The sequence below is a fragment of the Nakamurella endophytica genome (genome assembly GCF_014646215.1).
GTDB classification, from domain to species: domain Bacteria; phylum Actinomycetota; class Actinomycetes; order Mycobacteriales; family Nakamurellaceae; genus Nakamurella; species Nakamurella endophytica.
Window position 1 is genome coordinate 33,706 of sequence record NZ_BMNA01000006.1, and the last position, 23,386, is coordinate 57,091.

General features: G+C 74.8%; 22 protein-coding genes. 17 read left to right on the forward strand and 5 right to left on the reverse strand.

Going from position 1 to position 23,386, the window contains the following annotated elements:
- The first annotated feature begins 41 nt into the window (after window positions 1-41).
- Genes IEY37_RS14960 through IEY37_RS14975 form a run of 4 tightly spaced genes read left to right on the forward strand, consistent with a single transcriptional unit; the run spans window position 42 to window position 4,433 of the window.
- Window positions 42-1,325, forward strand: a complete 1,284-nt coding sequence (locus IEY37_RS14960) for an amidohydrolase family protein (RefSeq protein ID WP_229674470.1) — start codon at window positions 42-44, stop codon at window positions 1,323-1,325.
- The gene (locus tag IEY37_RS14965; protein WP_188942945.1) at window positions 1,322-1,735 is read left to right on the forward strand and encodes a TIGR04076 family protein; all 414 of its coding nucleotides are present in this window, start codon (window positions 1,322-1,324) and stop codon (window positions 1,733-1,735) included. The genes IEY37_RS14960 and IEY37_RS14965 overlap by 4 nt, the downstream gene beginning before the upstream one ends.
- A 26-nt stretch (window positions 1,736-1,761) precedes the next feature.
- The gene (locus IEY37_RS14970; RefSeq protein WP_229674471.1) at window positions 1,762-2,763 is read left to right on the forward strand and encodes an LLM class flavin-dependent oxidoreductase; all 1,002 of its coding nucleotides are present in this window, start codon (window positions 1,762-1,764) and stop codon (window positions 2,761-2,763) included.
- Window positions 2,760-4,433, forward strand: a complete 1,674-nt coding sequence (locus IEY37_RS14975) for a DUF885 domain-containing protein (RefSeq protein WP_188942949.1) — start codon at window positions 2,760-2,762, stop codon at window positions 4,431-4,433. The genes IEY37_RS14970 and IEY37_RS14975 overlap by 4 nt, the downstream gene beginning before the upstream one ends.
- Before the next feature lie 22 nt (window positions 4,434-4,455).
- On the opposite strand, the gene IEY37_RS14980 is transcribed toward IEY37_RS14975, so the two are convergent.
- Complete coding sequence (locus IEY37_RS14980) at window positions 4,456-5,283, reverse strand: helix-turn-helix transcriptional regulator (protein WP_188942951.1); 828 nt, start codon at window positions 5,281-5,283, stop codon at window positions 4,456-4,458.
- 611 nt (window positions 5,284-5,894) lie between these two features.
- On the opposite strand from IEY37_RS14980, the gene clpB reads away from it, so the two are divergent.
- Window positions 5,895-8,513 carry an ATP-dependent chaperone ClpB gene (gene clpB, locus IEY37_RS14985; protein ID WP_188942953.1) on the forward strand — a complete coding sequence of 873 codons (2,619 nt, stop codon included), beginning with the start codon at window positions 5,895-5,897 and terminating at the stop codon, window positions 8,511-8,513.
- A 203-nt stretch (window positions 8,514-8,716) separates the two neighbouring features.
- Here clpB and IEY37_RS14990 read toward each other — a convergent pair whose 3' ends face one another.
- The gene (locus tag IEY37_RS14990; RefSeq protein ID WP_188942955.1) at window positions 8,717-9,139 is read right to left on the reverse strand and encodes a hypothetical protein; all 423 of its coding nucleotides are present in this window, start codon (window positions 9,137-9,139) and stop codon (window positions 8,717-8,719) included.
- Here IEY37_RS14990 and IEY37_RS14995 point away from each other — a divergent pair.
- The 8 genes from IEY37_RS14995 to IEY37_RS15030 all read left to right on the forward strand — a co-directional run bounded on the left by IEY37_RS14995 (window position 9,132) and on the right by IEY37_RS15030 (window position 16,794).
- Entirely contained in the window at window positions 9,132-9,476 is a 345-nt protein-coding gene (locus tag IEY37_RS14995) for a hypothetical protein (RefSeq protein ID WP_188942957.1), read from the forward strand. The two genes, IEY37_RS14990 and IEY37_RS14995, sit on opposite strands and share 8 nt — an antisense overlap.
- A 72-nt stretch (window positions 9,477-9,548) precedes the next feature.
- Window positions 9,549-9,707, forward strand: coding sequence for a hypothetical protein (locus IEY37_RS15000; RefSeq protein ID WP_188942959.1), 159 nt, complete (start codon window positions 9,549-9,551; stop codon window positions 9,705-9,707).
- A gap of 284 nt (window positions 9,708-9,991) precedes the next feature.
- Complete coding sequence (locus IEY37_RS15005) at window positions 9,992-11,020, forward strand: chorismate-binding protein (RefSeq protein WP_229674472.1); 1,029 nt, start codon at window positions 9,992-9,994, stop codon at window positions 11,018-11,020.
- A 139-nt stretch (window positions 11,021-11,159) separates the two neighbouring features.
- Complete coding sequence (locus IEY37_RS15010; protein ID WP_188942961.1) at window positions 11,160-12,497, forward strand: MFS transporter; 1,338 nt, start codon at window positions 11,160-11,162, stop codon at window positions 12,495-12,497.
- A complete protein-coding gene (locus tag IEY37_RS15015; protein ID WP_188942963.1) occupies window positions 12,484-14,178 on the forward strand; it encodes a metallophosphoesterase in 1,695 nt (564 codons plus the stop codon). Before IEY37_RS15010 ends, IEY37_RS15015 begins: the two co-directional genes overlap by 14 nt.
- A complete protein-coding gene (locus tag IEY37_RS15020; protein WP_188942965.1) occupies window positions 14,175-14,897 on the forward strand; it encodes an MgtC/SapB family protein in 723 nt (240 codons plus the stop codon). Before IEY37_RS15015 ends, IEY37_RS15020 begins: the two co-directional genes overlap by 4 nt.
- Window positions 14,898-14,916: 19 nt before the next feature.
- Window positions 14,917-15,927 carry a LacI family DNA-binding transcriptional regulator gene (locus IEY37_RS15025; protein WP_188942966.1) on the forward strand — a complete coding sequence of 337 codons (1,011 nt, stop codon included), beginning with the start codon at window positions 14,917-14,919 and terminating at the stop codon, window positions 15,925-15,927.
- Between the two features lie 93 nt (window positions 15,928-16,020).
- The gene (locus IEY37_RS15030; RefSeq protein ID WP_188942968.1) at window positions 16,021-16,794 is read left to right on the forward strand and encodes an SDR family NAD(P)-dependent oxidoreductase; all 774 of its coding nucleotides are present in this window, start codon (window positions 16,021-16,023) and stop codon (window positions 16,792-16,794) included.
- 54 nt (window positions 16,795-16,848) lie between these two features.
- Here IEY37_RS15030 and IEY37_RS15035 read toward each other — a convergent pair whose 3' ends face one another.
- Entirely contained in the window at window positions 16,849-17,922 is a 1,074-nt protein-coding gene (locus IEY37_RS15035; RefSeq protein ID WP_229674473.1) for an alpha/beta hydrolase, read from the reverse strand.
- 98 nt (window positions 17,923-18,020) lie between these two features.
- On the opposite strand from IEY37_RS15035, the gene pyrE reads away from it, so the two are divergent.
- The 3 genes from pyrE to IEY37_RS15050 all read left to right on the forward strand — a co-directional run bounded on the left by pyrE (window position 18,021) and on the right by IEY37_RS15050 (window position 19,713).
- Window positions 18,021-18,605 (forward strand): orotate phosphoribosyltransferase, encoded by a 585-nt coding sequence (pyrE, locus tag IEY37_RS15040; protein WP_188942970.1) that lies wholly within the window; start codon window positions 18,021-18,023, stop codon window positions 18,603-18,605.
- A 107-nt stretch (window positions 18,606-18,712) separates the two neighbouring features.
- A complete protein-coding gene (locus IEY37_RS15045; protein WP_229674474.1) occupies window positions 18,713-19,318 on the forward strand; it encodes a TrmH family RNA methyltransferase in 606 nt (201 codons plus the stop codon).
- A gap of 125 nt (window positions 19,319-19,443) precedes the next feature.
- Window positions 19,444-19,713, forward strand: a complete 270-nt coding sequence (locus IEY37_RS15050) for a hypothetical protein (RefSeq protein ID WP_188942971.1) — start codon at window positions 19,444-19,446, stop codon at window positions 19,711-19,713.
- A 104-nt stretch (window positions 19,714-19,817) separates the two neighbouring features.
- On the opposite strand, the gene IEY37_RS15055 is transcribed toward IEY37_RS15050, so the two are convergent.
- Window positions 19,818-20,471: a DedA family protein gene (locus IEY37_RS15055; protein ID WP_188942972.1), complete on the reverse strand. Its 654-nt coding sequence runs from the start codon at window positions 20,469-20,471 to the stop codon at window positions 19,818-19,820.
- Between the two features lie 133 nt (window positions 20,472-20,604).
- On the opposite strand from IEY37_RS15055, the gene IEY37_RS15060 reads away from it, so the two are divergent.
- Window positions 20,605-22,038: an FAD-binding oxidoreductase gene (locus tag IEY37_RS15060; RefSeq protein WP_188942973.1), complete on the forward strand. Its 1,434-nt coding sequence runs from the start codon at window positions 20,605-20,607 to the stop codon at window positions 22,036-22,038.
- Window positions 22,039-22,261: 223 nt separating this feature from the next.
- On the opposite strand, the gene IEY37_RS15065 is transcribed toward IEY37_RS15060, so the two are convergent.
- Window positions 22,262-23,143: a manganese catalase gene (locus IEY37_RS15065; protein ID WP_188942974.1), complete on the reverse strand. Its 882-nt coding sequence runs from the start codon at window positions 23,141-23,143 to the stop codon at window positions 22,262-22,264.
- Between the last annotated feature and the right edge of the window lie 243 nt (window positions 23,144-23,386).

Here is a 23,386-nt window from a genome sequence, read left to right on the forward strand (position 1 = left end):
GCCGGGGCCGGCACCTGCGGGGCCCGTGCGACAGTGGTCGCGTGCACGCGACCCCCACGGCCGGATCCGCCGACGGCGCAGCTCCGTCCACCGTCTGGCGGGGGGCCCGGCTCGCGGGCGGGGCGGCACCGGGCGCGGACGCGCAGGCGGACGCCGTGTGGGTGACCGGCGGCCGCATCGCCGCGGTGGGGTCCGCGGACCGGGTGCTCGACCAGGCGCGCGAGGCCGGCCCGGCGACCGTGGTCGACCTGGACGGCGCCGTCCTCGCCCCCGGGCTGGTGAACATGCACGTCCACCTCGGCCTGGGCCTGCCCGGACCGATGGCCGACGCCCTGCACGCCGCGAACCTCGCCGAGCTGGTGCTGCTCATGGCCGACGCGGCCCGGCGCACGCTGCACGCCGGCGTGACCACCGCCCGGCTGGTCGGCGAGAGCCGCTACGCCGACATGGCTCTGCGGCGGGCCATCGACACCGGCGCCGTCCCCGGGCCGCACCTGGTCACGGCCGGGCATGCGCTGTGCTGCACGGGCGGCCACGGCCACGACGCCGACGGGATGGAGGCCGACGGGGCCGACGGCTTCCGGCGCGCCACCCGCGAGCAGCTGCGGGCCGGCGCGGACCTGATCAAGGTGTGCATCTCGGGCGGCATCGCCGGCGAGCACGAGGCCATCGACACCCCGCAGCTGACCGACGAGGAGATGGCGGCCGTGCTCTCGGTGGCCCACGACTGGGGACGCCTGGTCACCGCGCACGCCGGGCCCGCCGACGCCATCCAGCGGGCGGTCCGCCTCGGGCTCGACGGCGTCGAGCACGGCTACCGGATGGACCGGGCGACCACCGACCTGCTGGCCGAGCACGGCGTCTGGTACGTCCCGACGATCACCGTCTCCCGCTGCGAGGAGTTCTTCGACCTCCACCGGGTCCCGCGGTGGATGAAGGAGCGGGCGCTGGCGGCCGGGCCCGACCATTGGCAGAGCCTGCAGAACGCCATCGCGTCCGGCGTCCCGATCGCGATGGGCAGCGACATGCCGCCGTTCGCCCCGTTCGACGGCACCACCGCCACCGTCCGCGAGATGGAGTTCATGGTCGAGGCCGGCATGTCGGACGCCGCGGTCTTCGCCGCCGCCACCAGCGAGGCGGCGCGCTACCTGGGGACGCCGGACGAGCTCGGGTCGCTGGTGCCGGGCGCCCGTGCGGACCTCTTGGTGCTCGACGGTGACCCCGCCGCGGACGTGTCGGCCCTGCGCGGCCTGCACGCCGTGCTCAAGAACGGCGACATCGTGCGCGACGACCGGCATCTCGCTGCCCGCGCGGTCGCGGCATGACCGCTCCGGAGGCGGGTCGCGCGGCACCGGACGCCGGCTCGCAGCCCGAGGGCGTGCCGGGCGGGAGCAGCGGTGCCGACGAGTCCGCCGGGACGGATGCGGTGACCGAGCTGTACGACCTCGCCGTGGTGGTGGACCGCATCGAGGGTCGCAGCGTGTGCGGGCTGGAGCCCGGCGACCGGTGCGAGGTCACCGGTTCCAACCGGCTCACCATTCCGGCGGGGCATCATTTCTGCCTCTACGCGCTCGCCGCGGTGCTGCCCCTGCTGCCCGCCAAGCAGCGCCGGCTCCCGGCCCAGGACTGGCTCGACCGGGACACCGAGGTGGCCTGCCCGGACCCGGACGAGCGGGTGGTGCTGCGCATCGACCGCGGCCCGCTGCGCCGCTACCGCACCGGCGACCTGACGTGACGGCCCCTGCCGATACCGGGCTCCGGGTGTCCGTCGCGCTGCAGACGGACAAGACGCCCGCGGCGTACGCCCGGCTCGGCGCGGCCGTCGAGACGCTGGGGTTCGACGGGCTCAGCGTCTTCGCCGATCTGGGGTACCAGCCGCCGCTGCCCGCGCTGCTGGCGGTGGCGGGGGCGACCCGGCGGATCCGGCTCGGTGTGGCCGGCTGGAGCCCCGCGCTGCTGCACCCCGTGGAGATCGCCGGGCAGCTCGCCGCCCTGCACGACGCCGCGCCCGGCCGCGCCTACCTGGGCCTGGTCCGCGGCAGCTGGCTCGATCGCATCGGCGTGGCCACCGACCGGCCGGTGCGCCGGCTGGCCGAGTGCATCGGCGTGCTCACCCGGCTGCTGGGCGGTGACGACCAGGGCTACCACGGCGAGATCTACACGCTGGCACCGGGTTTCCGGCTGGCCTACCCGCTGCCCGACCGGATGCCGCCGCTGCTGGTCGGCACCTGGAGCCCGACGACCGCGCGGCTCGCGGCGCTGCACGCCGACGAGGTCAAGCTCGGCGGCTGCACCAATCCCGACATGGTGGCGCTGATGCACAGCTGGCTCACCGGGGCCGCGGCCGCCGCCGGGCGGCCGGACGCCCCTGGCGTCGTCGCCGGCGCGGTGACCGTCGTCGACCTCGACCGCGGGGCCGCGCTGCGCCGCGCCCGCCGGGAGGTGGCCATGTACCTGGACGTGGTGGCGGAACTGGACCGCACGCTGGAGGTCGACCCGGACCTGCTGGCGCGGTTGCGGTCCCGGTTGCGGGACGGCGACGCGGACGGGGCGGGCGCGGTCATCGACACGGACCTGCTGCGGCGCTTCGCGTTCGCCGGGACGCCGGCCGACATCGTCGAGCAGTGCACCGCGCTGGCCGCTGCCGGAGCCGGGCGCATCGAGTTCGGCACCCCGCACGGGCTGACCGACGACGGCGGGATCGAACTGCTCGGCCGCGCGGTGCTGCCGGCGCTGCGGTCCACCGCCGGGGACGCCCGGTGACCGGCGCGACCGGCCCGGCCGGCTCGGGCGTCGCCGCCACCCGGGCGGTGGCCGACGAGCACGTGCGGGCTCTCGCCCGGCTGGACCCCGCCGCCGCCCAGGTGCTCGGTGCCGACCCCGAGGTGCTCGTCCCCGACCTGTCCCCGGACGGCTGGGAGCGGCGGCGTGCCCTGGACGGCGCCACGCTGGCCGCCCTGCAGGCACTTTCGGACGCCGGACCGCCGGACGCGCTGCGGGCCGCGATGACCGAGCGTCTCGGGTCCGACGCCGCCCTCCACGACAGCGGTTTCACGACCGGGTTGCTGGCCCCGCTGGCCACCCCGGCGCACCTGCTGCGGCAGCTGTTCGACAACCTGCCGACCGCCGGCACGGCCGACTGGGAGCGGGTGGCCGTCAACCTGCGCGCGGCGGCGGCCGGCTACCGGGACTGGGGCACCACCCTGCGGTGGTCCGCCGCGAGGTTCCGGCCACCGGCGGCCCGCCAGGTCCGGGGGGTCGCCGCCGCCGTCCGGTCGTGGACCGACCCCGCGGGCATCGACTACTACCGAGGTCTGGTGGCCGGTGCGGAGGTCGCCCCGGCGCTGGAGCGCGAACTGGTCGACGCCGCCGAGCAGGTGTCCGCCGCCGCCGACGGCTTCGCCGATCTGCTCGAGCGCGAGCTGGCCCCGTCGGCGGACCCCCGGGACGGCGTCGGGCGCGAGCGCTACGCCGTCACCAGCGCCGCCTTCCTGGGCACGGAGGCCGACCCGGACGAGCTCTACCGGTACGGCTGGGCGGAGCTGGCCCGGCTGGGCGCGCAGGCCCGGGCGCTCGCCGGGTCGCTGACCGGGTCGGCCGACCTGCCGGCGGCGCGCGAGGCGCTGGACGCCCGCCAGCAGGGCCGCGTGCCGGTCGGTGCCGCGCTGGTCGACTGGCTGCAGGGACGGCTGGACGCCGCGGCGGACCAGCTCTGGGGACACCACTTCTCCGGCGCCCCCGCACCCGTCGAGGCGCGCATGGTCACCGCCGGGTCCGGCGTCCTCTACTACACGCCGGCGGATCCCGCGGGCACGCGGCCGGGGCGCGTCTGGTGGTCCGTGCCGCCCGGCACCGCGTCGGTGCCGACGTGGCGCGAGGTGAGCACGGTGCACCACGAGGGGTTGCCCGGGCACCACCTGCAGCACGCCGTCACCGCGGGCCTCGCCGACCTGCACCCGTGGCAGCGCCACCTGTGCCACGTGCACGGCTATGCCGAGGGCTGGGCGCACTACGCCGAACAGCTCGCCGTCGAGCTCGGGCTGGTCCGCGACGACGCGGAGCTGCTCGGGGTGCTCGACGCGCAGCTGTGGCGGGCGGCCCGGATCGTCGTCGACATCGGCCTGCACCTCGACCTGCCGATCCCCGCGGGGACCGGGCTGACCGACGCCGGGCGCTGGACGCCCGAGGTCGGCGCGGACCTGCTGCACCGCGCCGCCGGGGTGGACCCGTCGACGGCCCGGTTCGAGGTGGAGCGCTACCTCGGGTGGCCCGGCCAGGCGTTGGCGTTCCGGGTGGGTGCGCGGCTGATCGGGGCGATCCGGTCCGACGCCGAGCGTCGCCCCGGTTTCGACCGGCGCGCCTTCCACGACGGTCTGCTGGCGCTGGGCCCGATGGGACTGGGGCCGCTGGCCCGGCAGGTCGCCACGGGCTGACCGGCCGGCCGGCCCGGTGCGGTCAGCCGTCGGCCGGCAGGTCGGTGCCGGTGACCGGGACGTGCAGCAGGTACGAGGTCGAGTTGTCGTCCACGGCGCGCAGCACGGTGACCCGGAAGTCGCGCCGGCCGTGGACCGGGTGGCGCATCCGCCGCAGCCAGCTCCGGTTCTCCAGCACCCGCTGCTCGTCCCACCAGCGGACGAAGTCCGGGCTGCTCTCCCGGAGCTCCAGGACGGCGGCGCGGAGCCGGTCGTCGTCGGGCCGGTCGGCGAAGACCACCCGCATCCGCGCGACCGTGTCCCGCACGTGGTCCGCCCAGTCGACCAGCCGCTCGCGGGCCTCGGGCTCGGTGAGCAGCCAGCGCACCAGGCTGCGCCGACCGGGCAGGGCGCCGAAGTCGGTGAACCACTCGGCCGCGGCGTCGTTCCACGCCAGCACGTCACCGGAGAGGTTGCTCGCGTAGAACGGGTGCGGCGACTGACGCAGCGACTCCGCGATCGACGGCACCAGGTCGGCCCGGGGGCCGTCCTCCGCCTGGGCCGGCACCGCCCGTCCGGAGGCCATGGCATGCAGGAACCGGCGCTCGTCCGGGGACAGCGCCAGCACCGTGGCGATCTGGTCCAGCGTCCCGGCCGACGGACGGATGTCCCGGCCCTGCTCGAGGAACGTGTACCAGGTGGCGCTGAGGCCGGCCAGCTGCGCGACCTCCTCCCGGAGCAGGCCGCGGGCCCGGCGCCGCCCGCCCACGGCCAGGCCGCGGTCGGCCGGGTCGATGGCGGACCGGCGGGTGCGCAGGAACCGTCCCAGCTCCTCGCGCCGGAACCGGTCCTGGACATCGCCCGGTGTCACGGTCGCAGCGCCCCCTCCTCGGCGGCATTCGGGATGCTGGTACTGCCGGTAGTGGCATCACCATACGTCTGGCAGGCCGCCGGGGAGCTTTCGCACAATGGGTCCGCCCGCGGATCAGCCGACGAGGGGTCGGCTGAACCCACCGGGATGCGATCGGCACGGTCCGCCCGCGCCGCCCGGCGCCGGGGCCTACCGGCGACCGGGTGCCGCGGACGGCGACGGCAGCCCGATGGCGCCGTCGTCCGCCCGGCGGGCCCTGGTCCGGCGCCGTCGAAGCCGAGCGGTCGCGGCTGTGGCGCTTCTCCGGTGGCCGTCGCCCACCCGCGACCCGGGACGGGCATGCCCGTCCGCACCCGCCGCGCCCGTCCCTTCGACGCGACCCGGGTTCGTCGACCGAGCGACCCGGGTCCGTCGACCGAGCCCGCTCCGCGCCGCCAGGACCTCTCCACCGACGCCACCGGTCCCCAGGATCAGCCGCGCCCTCCGGGCGTCACCGGGACGGTCGACGGACAGGGTTGAGTGGAATAGACTCAACTTGCCTGCGTTGGAGTCAGCGGCCGAGCCGTCTGGACCGGTCGCCCCCCGTTGACACCTCACGAGGACCACCGAGCATGAACCTGGACATCCTGACCACCAAGAGCCGCGAGACGCTGGCCGCTGCCATCTCCGGCGCGACCCAGGCGGGCCACGCGACCGTCGAGCCGGTGCACCTGCTGGCCGCGCTGCTGTCCACCGAGGGATCGACCGCGCCGGGCCTGCTCCGGGCGGTCGGCGCGGACGCCGCGACCGTGGCCGCGCGCGTGCAGGCCGTGCTGGGCCGGCTGCCGTCGGCCAGCGGACCCACGGTCGGCCAGCCGCAGCTGTCCCGCGCCGTGGCGAACGTGCTGACGAACGCCGAGTCGATCATGCGCGCCGGCGGTGACGAGTTCGTCTCCACCGAGCACCTGCTGGCCGCGCTCGCTCGGCCGGGCACCGACGTCGGTGACCTGCTGACCGGCCTGGGCGCCACCACCGACGCGCTGGTCGAGGCGTTCCCGCTGGTCCGCGGCGGCGACCGGAAGGTCACCTCCGCCGACCCCGAGGGCTCCTACCAGGCACTGGAGAAGTACGGCGTCGACCTGACCGCCCGCGCCCGCGAGGGCAGGATCGATCCGGTGATCGGCCGGGACGCCGAGATCCGCCGGGTCGTCCAGGTGCTGTCCCGCCGCACCAAGAACAACCCGGTGCTGATCGGCGAGCCCGGCGTCGGCAAGACGGCCGTCGTCGAGGGCCTCGCGCAGCGCATCGTCGCCGGCGACGTGCCGGAGAGCCTGCGCAACAAGCGGCTCATCGCGCTGGACCTGGGCGCCATGATCGCCGGCGCCAAGTACCGCGGCGAGTTCGAGGAGCGGCTCAAGGCCGTCCTGGACGAGATCAAGGGCAGCAACGGGGAGGTCGTCACCTTCATCGACGAGCTGCACACCGTGGTCGGTGCCGGCGCCACCGGCGAGGGCGCCATGGACGCGGGCAACATGCTCAAGCCCATGCTGGCCCGCGGCGAGCTGCGGATGGTCGGCGCCACGACGCTGGACGAGTACCGCGAGCACATCGAGAAGGACCCCGCGCTGGAGCGGCGGTTCCAGCAGGTGCTCGTCGGTGAGCCGAGCGTCGAGGACACCGTCGGCATCCTGCGGGGCATCAAGGAGCGCTACGAGGCGCACCACGGTGTCCGCATCGCCGACTCGGCGCTGGTCGCCGCGGCGACGCTGTCCGACCGGTACATCACCAGCCGGTTCCTCCCGGACAAGGCGATCGACCTGATCGACGAGGCGGCGTCCCGGCTGCGCATGGAGATCGACTCGCGGCCCGTCGAGATCGATGAACTGCAGCGCGCCGTCGATCGCCTGAAGATGGAAGAGCTGGCGCTGGCCAAGGAGTCGGACGAGGCGTCCCAGGAGCGGTTGTCGCGGCTGCGTCGCGACCTCGCGGACCGCAGCGAGCAGCTGGCGGCCCTGACCGCGCGCTGGGAGCAGGAGAAGCAGGGACTGAACCGGGTCGGCGAGCTGAAGAAGAAGCTCGACGAGCTCCGGGTGCAGGCCGAGCGGGCCCAGCGCGACGGTGACCTGGCGGCGGCGTCCGAGCTGCTCTACGGCCGCATCCCGGCACTGGAGCGGGAACTGGCCGAGGCCTCGCGGACCGAGGACCAGCTGCTGACGCAGGCCCCGATGGTCAGCGAGGAGGTGGGACCGGACGACATCGCCACGGTCATCGCCGCGTGGACCGGGATCCCGGCCGGCCGGTTGCTGGAGGGTGAGACCGCCAAGTTGCTGCGCATGGAGGACGAGCTCGCCACCCGGGTCGTCGGCCAAGGGGACGCGATCACAGTGATCTCCGGCGCCGTCCGCCGGGCCAGGGCCGGCATCTCCGACCCCGACCGGCCCACCGGGTCGTTCCTGTTCCTCGGCCCGACCGGTGTCGGCAAGACGGAGCTGGCCAAGGCGTTGGCGGACTTCCTGTTCGACGACGCCCGGGCGATGGTCCGCATCGACATGAGCGAGTACTCGGAGAAGCACAGCGTGGCCCGGCTCGTCGGTGCCCCGCCCGGGTACGTGGGCTACAACGAGGGCGGCCAGCTCACCGAGGCCGTGCGGCGCCGTCCGTACACCGTGGTGCTGCTGGACGAGGTCGAGAAGGCGCACCCGGACGTGTTCGACGTCCTGCTGCAGGTGCTCGACGACGGGCGGCTGACCGACGGGCAGGGCCGGACGGTCGACTTCCGCAACGTGGTGCTGATCCTGACCTCCAACCTGGGCAGTTCGGCGATCATGGACCCGACCCTGGACGACGAGCGGCGCAAGGACGCGGTGATGGCCGTGGTCCGGGCCTCGTTCAAGCCGGAGTTCCTCAACCGGCTCGACGACCTGGTGTTCTTCCACCCGCTGTCGACCCAGGACCTGGCAGGCATCGTGGACATCCAGGTGGCGGCGCTCGGGGCCCGGCTGGCGGCCCGCCGGCTGACCCTGCACGTCACCCCGGCTGCGCGGGACTGGCTGTCGCTGAACGGTTTCGACCCGCTGTACGGTGCCCGTCCGCTGCGCCGGCTGATCCAGTCGGCGATCGGCGACCCGCTGGCCCGGGAACTGCTGTCCGGGCGGGTGCGCGACGGCGACACCGTGCGGGTCGACGTCAGCGACGTCGATCCCGCGTCGCTGACCGTCGGTGCCGACCTGCCGGTCGGCGTGGCCGGCTGAGTCACCGGGTCGGCACCGGGTCGGCACCGGGTCGGCACGGAGAACCGGCCGTGCCGGGGCGCATTCGCCCCGGCACGGCCGGTTCGCGTTGCGCGGGTGGGCTCCGAACGAGGGACGTGCCGCCGGACCGTCCGTGCCGGCCACGGCGGCGGGTTAGGGTCGATGTCGATCATGACCGTCTCGGAAGGACTCTCGTTGCGCCGTCACCACCTGCTCGTGCTCGTCGCTCCCGTCGCCATCGCGCTGACGGCCGGGTGCGGCTCCTCCGATCCCGGCCCGGCAGCCTCGACGTCCACCTCCACGTCCATGTCGTCGTCAGGGGCGGCATCGTCGTCGGCGGCTCCTTCGTCGGCGCCGGCTCCCTCGTCCGCGCAGTCGTCGGCCGGCGTGTCGGCTGCCGGTAGCACCTCGGCCGGATCGACGCCGGCCGGATCCTCGGCCGCCGGCCCGGCATCGACACCGGCGTCCGGCGCTGGCTTGCCGGCGGCGAGCTCGCCGGCGTCCACCGGGACGTCCGCTGCACCGTCGCCGACCTCGTCGGCCACTGCTGCCACCTCGTCGGCGACGGGCCCGGCGGCGGGCTCCACCGGGTCGGCCCAGGCCGCGCCGAACGGCGCGGTGATCAAGGCCGGCGCCGCCAAGGCGTTGCCCGCCGCGGTCGGCGCCTGGACGTCGGCGGCCGGGTCGTCCGGTCCCGGAACGATCTACACCAGCGGCAACAGCACGGTGATCGTCAGCTTCCTGGCCGGCGCGAAGTACGCCGGGCTGGCCACGAACGTCACCCGCTCGGTCACCAAGGCAGGGACCGGCGTGTGCGGGTCCACCTCGGAACCGAGCAACCTGACCTGCTACCTGGCGACCGCCGACGGCGTGCTGAACCTGTCCGCCGACGCGGGCGACACGCCGCTCCCAGCGCTGGTCTCGTTCGCCGGGGCGCTGACCGCCCGGCTCGGCACGGCATGACCCGCGGACACCGCCGGCGCGGCGGGCCGGCCCGCTCCGCGCCTCGGACAGCGCAGTGACACACTGATCCCCATGGGTCTCCTCGTCGCACTGCTGGTCATCTGGGTCGTCCTCGCCGTCCTCGGCTTCGTCATCAAGGGCCTCCTCTGGCTGGCGATCATCGCTCTCGTCCTGTTCGTCCTCACCGCCATCTGGGGCGCCATCCGCCGCCGTACCACCGGCGTCCGCTGACCCGGCCCGTCCGGTGACCCGGTCCGGCTCCTGCGCCGGACCGGGCCGCGGGACGGATCCGGCCCACCTGGTCAGGCCGACCGGACCAGGCGCTCCGAGCGGAGACGCCCGGATCTGCCCAGGCCGGTGCCCCGGCACCGGCCCGGCCGTCACGCGGTGGGCTCGGGCCGCTCCGTACGCCGGGTATCGCGCGCCCGGGTCCCGCCCGCCGACCGGCGCGGATCGGCACGGGCGGAGCGCAACGCGGAACGGACGGCCGCCGGTGGGCCCGCTACCCTCGTGCGGTGCTCCGCCCGGCCCTGGCCTCGTTCGCCGGGCTGTACGCCACCGACCTCGTCGAGACGGTCGACCTGCGGGCGCACCCGGAGGCGCTCGACCGCGGATGGTGGGCCGTCGTCGCCACCTTCGAAGGGCGGGTCACCGGCCACCGGTTCGCCCGGGTCGGCCGCGGCCCGGTGCCGCCGGCGTCCCGGCCCTGGCACGGACCGGCGCCGGAGGCGTGGACCAGCTCCCTCGACCGGGCCGGCTACCTCGCCGGCGTGCAGCGCATCCGCGAGCGGATCGCCGCCGGTGACGTCTACCAGGTCAACCTCTGCCGGCTGCTGTCGGCGCCGCTGCCTGCGGACGCCGACCCGGTGGTGCTCGCGCACCGGCTGGCCGCGGCCAACCCGGCGCCGTTCGCCGGGCTGGTCGTCACCGGCGACGGGGAGTGGGTCGTCACCGCCTCGCCCGAACTGTTCCTGGAGCGCGCCGGCGACCGGGTGACCTCCGGCCCGGTCAAGGGCACGGCACCGCCCGGAGAACCGTTCGCCGCCAAGGACCTCCCGGAGAACGTGATGATCACCGACCTGGTCCGCAACGACCTCGGGCGGGTCGCCAGGCCGGGCAGCGTCCGGGTGACCGCGCTGGCCGCCACCGAGGACCACCCCGGCCTGCGGCACCTGGTCTCGACGGTCACCGCCGAGCTGCGGCCCGGCGCCGGCTGGGCCGACCTGCTGCAGGCCGCGTTCCCGCCCGGGTCGGTCAGCGGCGCGCCGAAGCACACGGCGCTGCAGGTGATCCGCGAGCTGGAACCGGTGCCGCGCGGCCCCTACTGCGGCGCGGTGGGTTTCGTCGACGGCGACCGGGCCACGGCCCGGCTGGCCGTGGGCATCCGCACCTTCTTCACCACCGCCGGCCCGTCGCGCCCGGCGTCGCGGCTGCACTTCGGGACGGGCGCGGGGATCACCTGGGCCTCGGACCCGGCGGCCGAGTGGGCCGAGACCGAGCTCAAGGCCGGCCGCCTGGTCGGCGCCGCCTCCGGCCAGGGCTGAGAGCCGCCGGCAGCCGGCGGATCCACGGCAGGGCCTTGACGGGCGCCGGACGCAGTCCTACGGTCGGTGCCTAAATCGTTTAAGGCTTCGTCGGAGCGGCCGTACGGTGCCTTGGCGTCCCCTACGAGGAGGTATCGGGATGCACTTCGACGACCAGGACACCCCGCGGGTACGGCGGTTCCAGCGCAAGGTGACGCTGCTGTCCGCCGGCGGCACCTTCCTGGACGGTTACGACCTGACCGTCATCGCGGTGGCGCTGCCGCTCATCGCGGAGCAGTGGCCACTGACCGCGGGGACCAAGAGTCTGATCACGGTGGCGGCGATCGCCGGGTCGTTCCTCGGGGCGACCTTGCTGGGCCGGTTGACCGACCGGCTGGGGCGCAAGGCCGTGTACGTGATCGACCTGCTGGCCTTCGTGCTGTTCGCGGTGGCCACCGCCTTCTCGCAGACCGTCTGGCAGCTGGTGCTGTTCCGGTTCCTGCTCGGGGTGGGCATCGGCGCCGACTACCCGATCTCGGCGACCCTGGTCTCCGAGTTCAGCTCCAACAAGCGCCGCGGGCGGCACGGCACGTCCTTGGCGGCCATGTGGTTCGTCGGTGCACTGGCGGCCTACGTCGTCGGTCTGGCGGTCGCGCCGCTGGGCGACTGGGCCTGGCGGGCGCTGCTGCTGGTGGGCGCGGTGTTCGCGCTGGTGGTGTTCCTCTTCCGGATGACGCTGCCGGAGTCGCCGCGCTGGCTGGCCTCCCAGGGCCGGCACCAGGAGGCCGTCGAGGTCCTGCGCACGGTCACCGGGCGCACCGACATCACGATGGTCGAGGCCGCGCCGGTGGCCAGGCCGCCGGTGTCCTCGCTGTTCGTCGGGGCGGCCCGCCGGCGCACGCTGTTCGTCTGCGGGTTCTGGTTCTGCTACGCGACGGCCTACTACGGCATCTCGCTCTACACCCCGACCATCCTTGCGCCGCTGACCCACGGGTCGCGGACGCTGACCATCGTCGGCTCCGGCGCGGTCGCCCTGATCGGCCTCGTCGGGTCGATCGTCGGCATGAACCTCGTCGACGGCTGGGGACGCCGGCCGCTGATCATCACCTCGTTCGCCGGGCTGACCGTCGCGCTGGTGGTGCTCGCGCTGAACAGCTCACCGAGCCTGGGCTTCCTGATCGCGCTGTTCAGCGTCGCCGTGCTGTTCGCCAACAGCGGCGGCGGCATCCTCAACTTCGTCTACCCGACGGAGCTGTTCCCGACCGCCCTCCGGGCCACCGGCACGGGCGTGGCCACGTCGGTCAGCCGGATCGGGTCGATCCTCGGCGTCGTGGTGTTCCCCAACCTGGTCGCGGCCTGGGGGACGAACGTCGCGCTCTGGTTCTTCGCCGCCGTGGGCCTGGCCGGCCTGCTGATCTGCGTCTCTCTGGCCCCGGAGACCCGCGGCCGGACACTCGAGGACATCACCCGGGAGGAGCGCGTCCGTGTCGCGGGCTGACCGCCCCGGCGCGGCGGTGCCCGACGCGGCCGCCGGACCGGGGCCGGGCCGGGGCGACACCGCCCGCCGGACGCTGATCCGGCGGGAGCCCGGCCCGGGCGGCTACCGAGGGCTCGAGGACGGGCCCGGCGAGCCGCACGTCGTCCGCGACGATCTGTGCCCGGCCGGCGGCGGCGGCTGGCCGGCCGGCGGCGACCGGGTGGCGGAGCTGCTGCACCTGACCGACTTCCAGCTGGCCGACCTGTCGTCGCCGAGCCGGCTGGAGTTCCTGCAGCGACTGGCCGGCGTGCCGGCGTGGCGACGGATGCTGCCCGCCGTCCGTCCCCAGGAGTTCCTGCTCGAGCAGGCGCTGGAGATGGTGGCCCGCACGGTGCGCCGCGCGGTGGCCGACGGCACCGTGTCGCCCGACGTCGCGGTCTCGACCGGGGACAACACCGACTCCGCCCAGCTCGACGAGCTCCGCCGGTACCTGGCGCTGCTCGACGGCGGCCCGGTGCGGCCCGCCGCCGGCACCGGTGACCCGTACCCCACGACGTCCGGGGACCCGCACTACTGGAACCCGGAGCCCGGGTCGACGGACCGGTGGCGATCCGATCGGGGCTTCCCGCAGTACCCGGGCGCGGTGGCCGCGGCCGCGGCACCGTTCACCGCGACCGGGCTCGGGCTGCCCTGGCTGGCCTGCTTCGGCAACCACGACTGCCTGCTGCAGGGCCGGGTCCCGGCGCCGGCCGGGTACGACGACTTCCTCACCGGTGACCGCAAGCCCGTCGCCCTGCCGGCCGGCGCCGAACCCGGGGACGACGCGCTCGACCGCTACCTGCAGGACCCGTACCGCTTCTCCGCCGGCCCGGCGGTCCCCGTGACGGCCTCGGCCGACCGCCGGATGGTCAGCCGCGCCGAGTGGGTCGGCGCCCACCTGGACGGCGGCGAGCCGGCGGGGCACGGCTTCACCGAGCGGAACGCCGACGACGGCACCGGCTACTACTGCTGGGACGGCGTCCCCGGGCTCCGGGTCGTCGCGCTGGACACCACCAACCCGGCCGGCGGCGTCGACGGGTGCGTCGACGAGCGGCAGTTCGAGTGGCTCGAGCGGTGCCTGGCGCAGGTGCACAGCCGTTACACCGGCACGGACGGCCGGGAGGTCGACGGCGGGGGCCAGGACCAGGTGGTGGTGGTCTGCTCGCACCACGGCCTGTCGACGCTGACCAACGGGACGGGCGACGGCACCTGGGGCGGCCGGCTCCGGCTGGCGGCCGAGGTGGAGCGGCTGCTGCACCGGTTCCCGAACGTCGTGCTCTGGCTGTCCGGGCACACCCACGTGAACCGGGTGACGCCGCGGCCGGGTCCCGCCGGCGGCTTCTGGGAGGTCTCCACCAGCTCGATCGCCGAGTGGCCGGTGCAGGTCCGCTCGCTGGCGCTCACCCTCGTCCCGGGGCACGGCATCACGGTGCGCAGCACGGTGCTGGACTCCGACGCGCCCGCGGCGCCGGACGGCGGCACCGGCGTGGAGCAGCTCGCCTCGCTGCACCGCGAGGTCGCCGCCAACGACGACGGGTCGGTGGGCGGTCTGCAGGCGCAGGGCGCCCGGACGGATCGGAACGTCGAGCTGCGGACGCCCCGTGCCGCGGGGGTGCTGGAGGCGCTCGTCGCGGGCCGGCGCCGGAGCGCGGTCCCGACGTGAGCCTGGTCCCGGTCGTGACGCACAGCAGCGTGCTCGAGGCCGAGCTGCTGCTGGCGACCTTCGTGCTGTGCTCGCTCATCGGTCTGGAGCGGCAGTCCCGGCAGAAGAGTGCCGGCTACCGCACCCACGTGCTGGTCGGACTGGGCGCGTGCTCGTTCACGATCGTCTCCGGTTTCGGGTTCACCCTGGTGCTGGGGCAGGAGGTGAACCTGGACCCGTCCCGGATCGCGGCGCAGGTGGTCAGCGGCATCGGCTTCCTCGGTGCCGGGGTGATCTTCAAGGGCGGCGACGTGGTGCGTGGTCTGACCACCGCGGCGACCATCTGGCAGTCCGCCGCCGTCGGCATGGCCTGCGGGGCCGGGATGCTGTCCCTGGCCGTGCTGCTCACCGTCCTGCACCTGGTCACCCTGTACGTCGTGGCGCCGCTGATGCGCCGGGTGCCGAACGCCGACCGCAAGCGGGTGCTGCGGGTCACCTATCTGGACGGCCACGGCGTGCTGCGGGACATCCTGGCCCTGGCGTCCTCGACCGGGTTCGCCTCGACCATCGAGCGCAGCCACCGCCGCTCCGGCGCCGCCGGCCCGACGATCACCATGGACATCCGGTTCCTGGGCCGGCTGCCGGTGCGGGACCTGGTGCCGCCGCTGATGCAGCTGGACGGCGTGGAGGACATCGCCCTGCGCGACGCCGCCCAGGACGACGACGGGGACGGCGACTGACACGACCTACGATCCGCCGGTGGAGGCGCACCGCGAGCAGGGCCGCCGGCCGACCATCGATGCCGTCGCGCGGGCGGCCGGGGTGTCGCGGGCGCTGGTCAGCTTCGCGTTGAACGGAAAGCCGGGCGTCTCGGCCGAGCGCCGCGCGGCCATCCTGGCGGTGGCGGAGGAACTGGGCTATCGCCCCGATCCGGTCGCCCGGGAACTGCGCACCGGCCGGTCGCAGATGTTCGGCTTCATCGTCCGCAACGTCGCCAACCCGTTCTTCAACGACGTCCTGGCGGCCATGCAGGAGGCGGCCTTCCTGGACGACGTCACCGTCGTCGCCATGGACTCCGAGTACTCCGCCGACCGCGAGCGGCGGCACATCCGCACGCTCGCCGGGCGTCGGGTCGGCGCGCTGGCGATCGCGCCGGTGGGCGACGCCGCTGCGGTCGCCGAGTGGCAGGCGCTGCGGCCGGGAGCGCGGACGGTGATCGTCAACTCGAGCGCCGCGACCGCCGGGCCGGTGTCCAGGGTGGCGCCCGACTCCACGGCGGCGGTCACCCTGGCGGTGGAGCACCTGGTCGCCCGCGGCCACCGGGACATCGGCTTCCTGACGGCGCCGGTGGGGCTGCTCTCCGACGAGGACCGGCTGCGGACCTACCTGGACGTCTGCCTCCGGCACGGCCTGACGCCCCGGCTGCTGCAGACCGACCTGCGTGGCGACGCCATCGCCGCGGACGTGGCCGCCGTGCTGGGCGGCAGGGACCGGCCGACGGCCGTCGTCACCAACTCCGACTTCGCCGCGCACTTCGTCTACCACGCGGCGCGGCGCGTCGGGCTGCGCGTCGGGGCGGACGTCTCGGTGGTCGGGCACGACGACCTGGAGACCTCGGCCCTGCTGGACCCGCCGCTGACGACGGTGCGGGTGGACCGGCGGTGGATCGGCGCGGCGGCCTACCAGCGACTGGCCGGCCGGGCGGACCAGGACGCCGCCGCGCCCGTCGAGCTGGTGGTGCGCGGCTCGACGGCCGCCGCACCCGGCTGACCGCCGCGGCCCCGGCCACCGCACTCCGACCGCCGCGACCCGACCGCCGCGACCCGACCGCCGCCCGGCACGGCCGCTGGCTACCGTCGGGGGATGCCCACCGCTCTGGTCACCGGCGCCTCGTCCGGCATCGGCGCCGCCTTCGCCCGCCGCCTCGCGGCCGCCGGTCACCACCTGGTGCTCGTCGCCCGGGACGCGGCCCGGCTCGAGGACGCGCGCGGGCCGCTGCGCGCGCAGGGCGCCCCCGACGTCGAGGTGCTGGCCGCGGACCTGACCGATCCGGCGCAGCTGCAGGCCGTGCAGGAGCGGCTCGCGGACCCCGGTCGCCCGGTGGACCTCCTGGTGAACAACGCGGGGCTGGCCGTCGGCCACGACTTCCTGGACGCACCGCCCGCGGAGCTGCAGCACCAGATCGACCTGAACGTGACCGCAGTGACGCTGCTGGCCCGGGCCGCGCTGCCCGGCATGGTGGCCAGGGGGCACGGGGGCGTCATCAACGTGGCGTCCGTCGCCGGGCTGATCCCCGGACGCGGCACCACCTACGCCGGGTCCAAGGCGTTCGTCGTGGCGCTCACCGAGGGACTGACGACGCCGCTGCGCGGCACCGGGGTGCGGGTGCAGGCGCTGTGTCCCGGCTTCGTCCGGACGGAGTTCCACCGGCGCGCCGGCATCGACATGAGCCGCGCCCCGGGTTGGGTCTACGTCGACGTCGACACCGTCGTCCGCACGTCGCTGGCGGACCTGCGCGCCAACCGCCCGGTGTCGGTGCCCGGCCCGCTGTACCGCACCCTCGTCGGGGCGGTCCGGGTGCTGCCGCGCGGGCTGGTCCGGCGGGTGGCCGGCGGCCTGGAGCGCGGCCGGACCTGACCGGCCCGGCGGGTGTCGGGGCGACGTCCGCCGGGGATGCCGGCAGCGGAGCGGTCAGGCGTCCAGGTGCATGAGCAGCGCGCCGAGCACCTCGTCGGTCCGCTCGATGTGCGGGCTGTGCCCGGCGCCGGCGACGACCGTCTCGGTGTACACGCCGCCTCCGGAGCGGTAGGCGTCGAGCACCGAGCGGGTCTGCGCGACCATCGGCTGCGCCGGGACCCGGTCCGCGCCCGGGTAGCCCGGGACCGCGCCGAGCGCCCCGAGGTGCGCCAGGTCGAACATCGACGTGTCCGAGACGATCTGGTCGAGCTCGCCGCGGAGCCACAGCAGCGGCGGCTTGGGCTCGACGTCGGTGACCGCCGACAGGTCCAGGTGCGTCGGCGCCATGGTGTTCAGCACGCCGCGGCGGCCGGGTGCGACCCCGGGCCAGGACGGCGACGTCGTCGAGTCCCCGGGGTAGTTGTCCTCGCCGACCGCGGTCGAGAGCATCGAGGCCAGGTACAACTCCTCGTCGGCGCCGTCCCAGCCCGGCGCGACGTAGAAGGAGCGCAGCACCGTCAGCGGCGACGCCGCCGACGTGGTGCCGTCGTCACCCGTGCGCAGGCCCTCGACGAAGTCCGGGTTCACCGTGCCCGCGCCGGAGCCGGCACCGTCCGGTGCGATCAGCCGGCCGTCCACGCCGACCGTCCCGCCGAACCCGTACGGCGACAGCGGGTTGATCAGGGTGGCGGTGCGCACGTCCGCCGGCCGGTCGCAGATCATCTGCAGCACCACGCCGCCGCCCATCGACCAGCCCAGCAGGTCGACCTGACCGAGGCCGAGCGCGTCGACGGCGGACCACACGTCGTCGGCGAAGTCGGACAGCCCCCGGGTCGCGTCCACCGGCAGCGTGTCGGTGCCGCCGAACCCGCGCAGGTCGACCGCGATGGGCCGGATCCGCGGCGCCTCGTGCTCCAGTCCCGCCATCAGCGGGAAGAAGAACGGCGACGACGAGACGTTGCCGTGCACCAGCACCAGGGGACGGCCGTCCACCCGGTCGGCCAGCTCCCGCACGCAGACGGTGAGCCGACCGGTGTCGATCGAGTTGACGGCGAAGTTCTCGAGGTGGTGCCGGCTGTGACGAGCCACGATCTGACCTTTCGGCGGGGACGTCCCGCGAGCATGCCACCGCCGCCGGGTCCGTACGGACCGGATCGGCCCAGGACCGCTGCACTAGGGTGACCCGGGTGAGCGGAGCGGAGCCCCCGGTGCAGGACGACCGGCCACCGGCGGTCGACGCCGCGGCCAAGGCGCGGCTGGCCGAGCTGGTCCGCGAGCTGGCGGTGGTGCACGGCCGGGTGGTGCTGGCCTCCGGCCGGGAGGCCGACTACTACATCGACGGCCGGCTGCCCAGCCTGCACCACGAGGCGGCGCCGCTGATCGGCCGGTTGCTCCGCGAGCTGACGGCCGACTGGGACTACGACGCCGCCGGTGGATTGACCCTTGGCGCCGACCCGGTGGCCTCGGCCATCCTGCACGCGCCGGGTCGCCCCGTCGACGCCTTCGTGGTGCGCAAGCAGACCAAGGACCACGGGCTGCAGCGCCGCGTCGAGGGACCCGCCGTGCGGGGCCGCCGGGTCCTCGCCGTCGAGGACACCTCCACCACCGGCGGGTCGGTGCTGCAGGCCGTGGACGTGCTCCGCGAGGAGGGCGCCACGGTCGTCGGCGTCGCCACCGTCATCGACCGGGCCACCGGCGCGGCCGAGGCGATCCGGGGACGGGGCCTGCCGTACCGCCACCTGCTGGACATGGCGGACCTGGGGCTCGCCTGACCGGCTCGGGAGCCGGGGCGCCGACCCCCGGCGACCACCGGGCCGGGACGGCCCGGACCGCCGACGCCGGCGCCGGGCCCACCGAGTGGGAGACCGGGCCCGCCGGCGTGGGCGTCGGGCCGCACCCGCAGCCGTGGCCGTCCGATCCCCGGCTCGACCCCGACCTGCTGGCGGCGGGGGACCGGCGCAACGTGGTGGACGCCTACCGGTACTGGCGGCGGGAGGCCGTCGTCGCCGACCTGGACCGTCGCCGGCACCCGTTCGAGGTCGCGATCGAGAACTGGGGGCACGACCACAACATCGGCACGGTGGTGCGCACGGCCAACGCGTTCGCCGCCGCCCGGGTGCACATCGTCGGCCGGCGGCGGTGGAACCGGCGCGGCGCCATGGTGACCGACCGGTACCAGCACCTCGAGCACCACGACGACACGGCGTCGCTGGTCGCGCACGCCCGGACCCACGAACTGGTCGTCGTCGCCGTCGACAACCTGCCGGGAGCCGCGCGGTTGGAGACGGCGGAGCTGCCCCGCCGGTCGCTGCTCCTCTTCGGCGCCGAGTCGACCGGGCTGACCGCCGAGGCGGCGGCCGCCGCCGACCTGGTGGTGGCCATCGCGCAGTGGGGGTCGACGCGGTCGGTGAACGCCGGCGTGGCCGCCGGCATCGCCATGCACGCCTGGATCCGGCGGCACGCCGACCTGGGCACGGCCTGGTGAGCCGCCCGGTCACCGGCCGGTGACCGGCGGACGGCCACCCGCACGGCGGAGGCCGATCCGGTGGTGCCACGCCGTCCTGCCCGATGCGGCCCGTGACCATGGTGACTCTCGGTAGATTGCCGGCCATGAGCCTGGACTACTCGGCCGTCAAGGACGCCGCTCCCTGGGCGCTGGTCGCGGTGGCGGCGGTCGGCGTCGTGGTGGCAATCGTGATCAGGAAGATCGTCGGCAAGATCCTCACGCTGGTGCTGGCCGCCGCGCTCGTCTTCTTCGGCTGGCAGCAGCGGGACCGCGTCATGGACTGGGCGGGCAGCACGGCGAGCGGAGTCCGCTCGGGCGCCTGCGCGTCCCAGCCGAGCTTCTTCGGAGTGGACGTCAGCTTCCCGGGCTGCTGACCGGGCCGCTCATCGGGTCGCGGACGGCGCTGCCCCGAGCGTGCCGGCGGGGAGCTGCTCGCCGTGGGCGCGGCGACCCGGGTCAGGGCGGTGTCAGGGCGGTGTTAGGGCCGGCCGGCGCGGCGCCGCTGCGCCATGTGCAGCAGCGCGGGCACCGCGGAGACCAGCACGACGATCACCACGGCGGCGACGAAGATGACGTCGACGTTGTTCTTGACGAAGTCGATCTGGCCGAGGAAGTAGCCGGCCAGCGTCACCGCGGCCACCCACAGCAGACCGCCGATCGCCGAGTAGACGGTGTAGATCCGCACGTTCATCCGGGACGCCCCGGCCATCACGGTCGCCACCGTCCGCACCACCGGCACGAACCGGGCCAGCACCACGGTGACCTTGCCGTAGCGGTCGAAGAAGGCCTGCGACCGCTCGATGTACTCGGGCTTGAGGAACTTGGCGTCCGGCCGGCGGAACACGGCCGGCCCCACCTTGTAGCCGATGGCGTAGCCGACCATGTTGCCCGCGAACGCCGCCACCCACAGCAGGGCGATGAACAGCACGAGGTTGATCCGCAGCGACCCCTCGGCGACGAACAGCCCGGCGATGAACAGCAGCGTGTCGCCGGGCAGGAAGAAGCCGATGAGCAGGCCGCACTCGGCGAACAGGATCGCCATCACGACGACCACCGCCCACGAGCCGGTCGACTGGATCAGGTGGGACGGGTCCAGCCAGCCCGGGAGGATGGCCATCGAGGAGGTGGTCACCCCGCAGAGACTACCGGCGCCGGGGCGAGCTGCCTGTGAGTTCACCCCGGTCGCGCTGCCCGTCTGTGCAGGTGGGAGACCTGCGTCACCCACCGGGCGGCGCCAGGGCGGCCCGCCACGCTAGCGTGCGTCCATGGCCGCACCCGTGCTGCGCCCGCCGTCGACGCCCGCCGGTGCGGACCTGCCCGCCACGCTCCGGTCGGTCCTGCGACCGGACCAGGTGCTCACCGATCCCGACGTGACCCGCGGCTACGCCAGGGACATGGTGCCCACGGCTCCGTCCGGGCTGCCCCTGGCGGTGGTGTTCCCGGAGAGCACGGCGGACGTGGTGGCCGTGGTCCGGCGGTGCGCGGCAGCCGGTGTGCCGATCGTCCCGCGCGGTGCCGGGTCCGGTCTGACCGGCGCGGCCAACGCCGTCGACGGAGCGGTGTCGCTGGTGATGACCCGGATGAACCGCATCCTGGAGATCGACGAAGGCAACCGGCTGGCGGTGGTGCAGCCCGGCGTCGTCAACCGCGCGCTGCGGACCGCGGTCGAGGCCCGCGGGTTGTTCTACGCGCCGGACCCGTCCTCCTACGACTGGTGCACCGTGGGCGGCAACCTGTCGACGAACGCCGGCGGGCTGTGCTGCGTGAAGTACGGGGTGACCACCGACGCCGTGCTCGGGCTGGAGGTCGTGCTGGCCTCCGGCGAGGTGCTCCGCACCGGTCGCCGGACGGTCAAGGGCGTGGCGGGGTACGACCTGACCCGGCTGCTCGTCGGGTCGGAGGGCACCCTCGCTGTGATCACCGAGGCCACCGTGCAGCTGCGGCCGCTGCCAGCGGCGCCGTGCACCCTGGTGGCCGCCTTCGACTCGGCCGAGGCGGCCGGCGCCGCGGTCAGCGGGGCCATCCGCGCCGGGCTGGTGCCGAGCCTGCTCGAGATCATGGACGCCACCTCGATCCGGGCGGTCGAGCGGCACACCGGCGTCGAGCTGCTCGGTCCCGGCGCCGACACCCCGGCCGCCCTGCTGCTGGGTCAGTCGGACGCGGGCGGCGCCGTCGGGCTGTCCGAGATGGAGCGGTTGGAGCAGGTGTGCCAGGACAGCGGCGCCACCTTCAGCTACGTCACCGCCGACCTGGCGGAGGGACGGATGCTGCTGCAGGCGCGCCGGGACGTGCTCACCGCGCTGGAGACCGTGGGCACCTGGCTGACCGACGACGTGTGCGTGCCCCGCACCCGCATCGCCGAGCTGATCGCAGACTGCGAACGCATCGCCGCGCGGGAGGGCGTGACCATCGCCGTGGTCGGGCACGCCGGTGACGGCAACATGCACCCGACGGTGGTCTACGACGCGGCGGACGCCGAACAGGCCGCCGCCGCGGAGCGGGCGTTCGGCGCCATGCTGGACGCCGGCCGGGCGCTCGGCGGCACGGTGACGGGGGAGCACGGGGTCGGCCGCATCAAGCAGCCGTACCTGGCCGCCGAGATCGGCCCGGTCGGGCTCGCCGTGCACCGCGCGGTCAAGCGTGCGCTGGACCCGGACGGGTTGTTCAATCCCGGGTCGATGTTCTCCCTCGTCGACTGACCCGTACGACGCCGACCGGCGCACGGGCGCTGCACGACGCCGCACGACGTGGCACGGCACGACGGGCACGACGCGGGCCGGCCCCAGCCCGACTCCCGCCGGAACCGGCCAGCGCCGAACGGAACCGGCTGGCCCCGACCGGGCGCCGGCCTGCCGGGGCCGGCCTGCCGGGGGCGTCCTGCCGGGGGCGCGGGTCCTGCACGGACCCGCAGCCCCTGGCGGATTACTCCCGGTTCAGCTTGTCCTGGATGACCCCGGCGACCTTCTCCACCACGTTCGGCAGCTCGGTCGTCCCGTAGAACCGGGAGTCCGGGTGCGTGGGCGGCGGCATCGGCACCCCTGCCGGCGGCTCGGCGACGTAGCTGAACTCGCCCTTGCCGTCGATCGACGGGCCGCTGGCCCACCGTCCGTCACCGGCTTGGCCGCCGTCGGAGAAGTTGATGTACTGGTAGGACACGTCGGTGTCCTCCTGCGACTGCGGGAAGTTGCTCGGCACGGGCAGGCTCTCCACGCCGGACTCCTTGAGGTCCTCGATCGCCGCGAGCCACTGGTTCTGGTGCATGGTGTCCCGGGCGATTAGGAACTTCAGCAGGTCACGGACGCCGTGGTCGTCCGTCATGTGGTACAGCCGGACGGCCTGCACGCGGCCCTGCATCTCGGCGTTGGCGTTGGCGTGGAAGTCGGCCATCAGGTTGCCGCTGGCCGTGATGTAGCTGCCCTGCCACGGGTTGCCCATGCTGTCCACCGGGCGGGCGCCGGCACCGGCGACGATGGCGTGCTGGATGTCCGTCCCGCCGACGACCGCGGCCACCGTCGGGTCCGACTGCACCGCATCGGAGGTGATGCCCAGCGGTGCCTTCTCGAGCAGCTGCGCGATCATGGTCGCCAGCATCTCGACGTGCCCGAACTCCTCGGCGCCGATGCCGAAGACCATGTCGCGGTACTTGCCGGGGATGTGCATGTTCCAGGCCTGGAAGGCGTACTGCATGGCCACGGAGATCTCGCCGTACTGGCCGCCCAGCACCTCCTGCAGCTTGCGGGCGTACACGGCGTCGGGCTTGCTCGGCTTGACCTTGTGCTGCAGTTCCTGACGGTGGAGGAACATCGGCAACGCCTCCTCGAGGTGGAACTCCTGGATGCTGACAGTCCCGTTCCCGGGCTGCGCGAGCCGAAAACCGGCGACGGCGGAACGGTTCTCGTCTACAGCGCTGTCGTCGCCGGCGGTCCGTGTTGCGTCGGGGTTCGGCGGCGGTTCCGCCCGCCCGGCCGCGTCGGACCGCCGCCGCGCCCGCGGAACCCGCACGATGGGACCGGGCCGGGACGACCGGTCCGACGGCGAGAGGGAGCG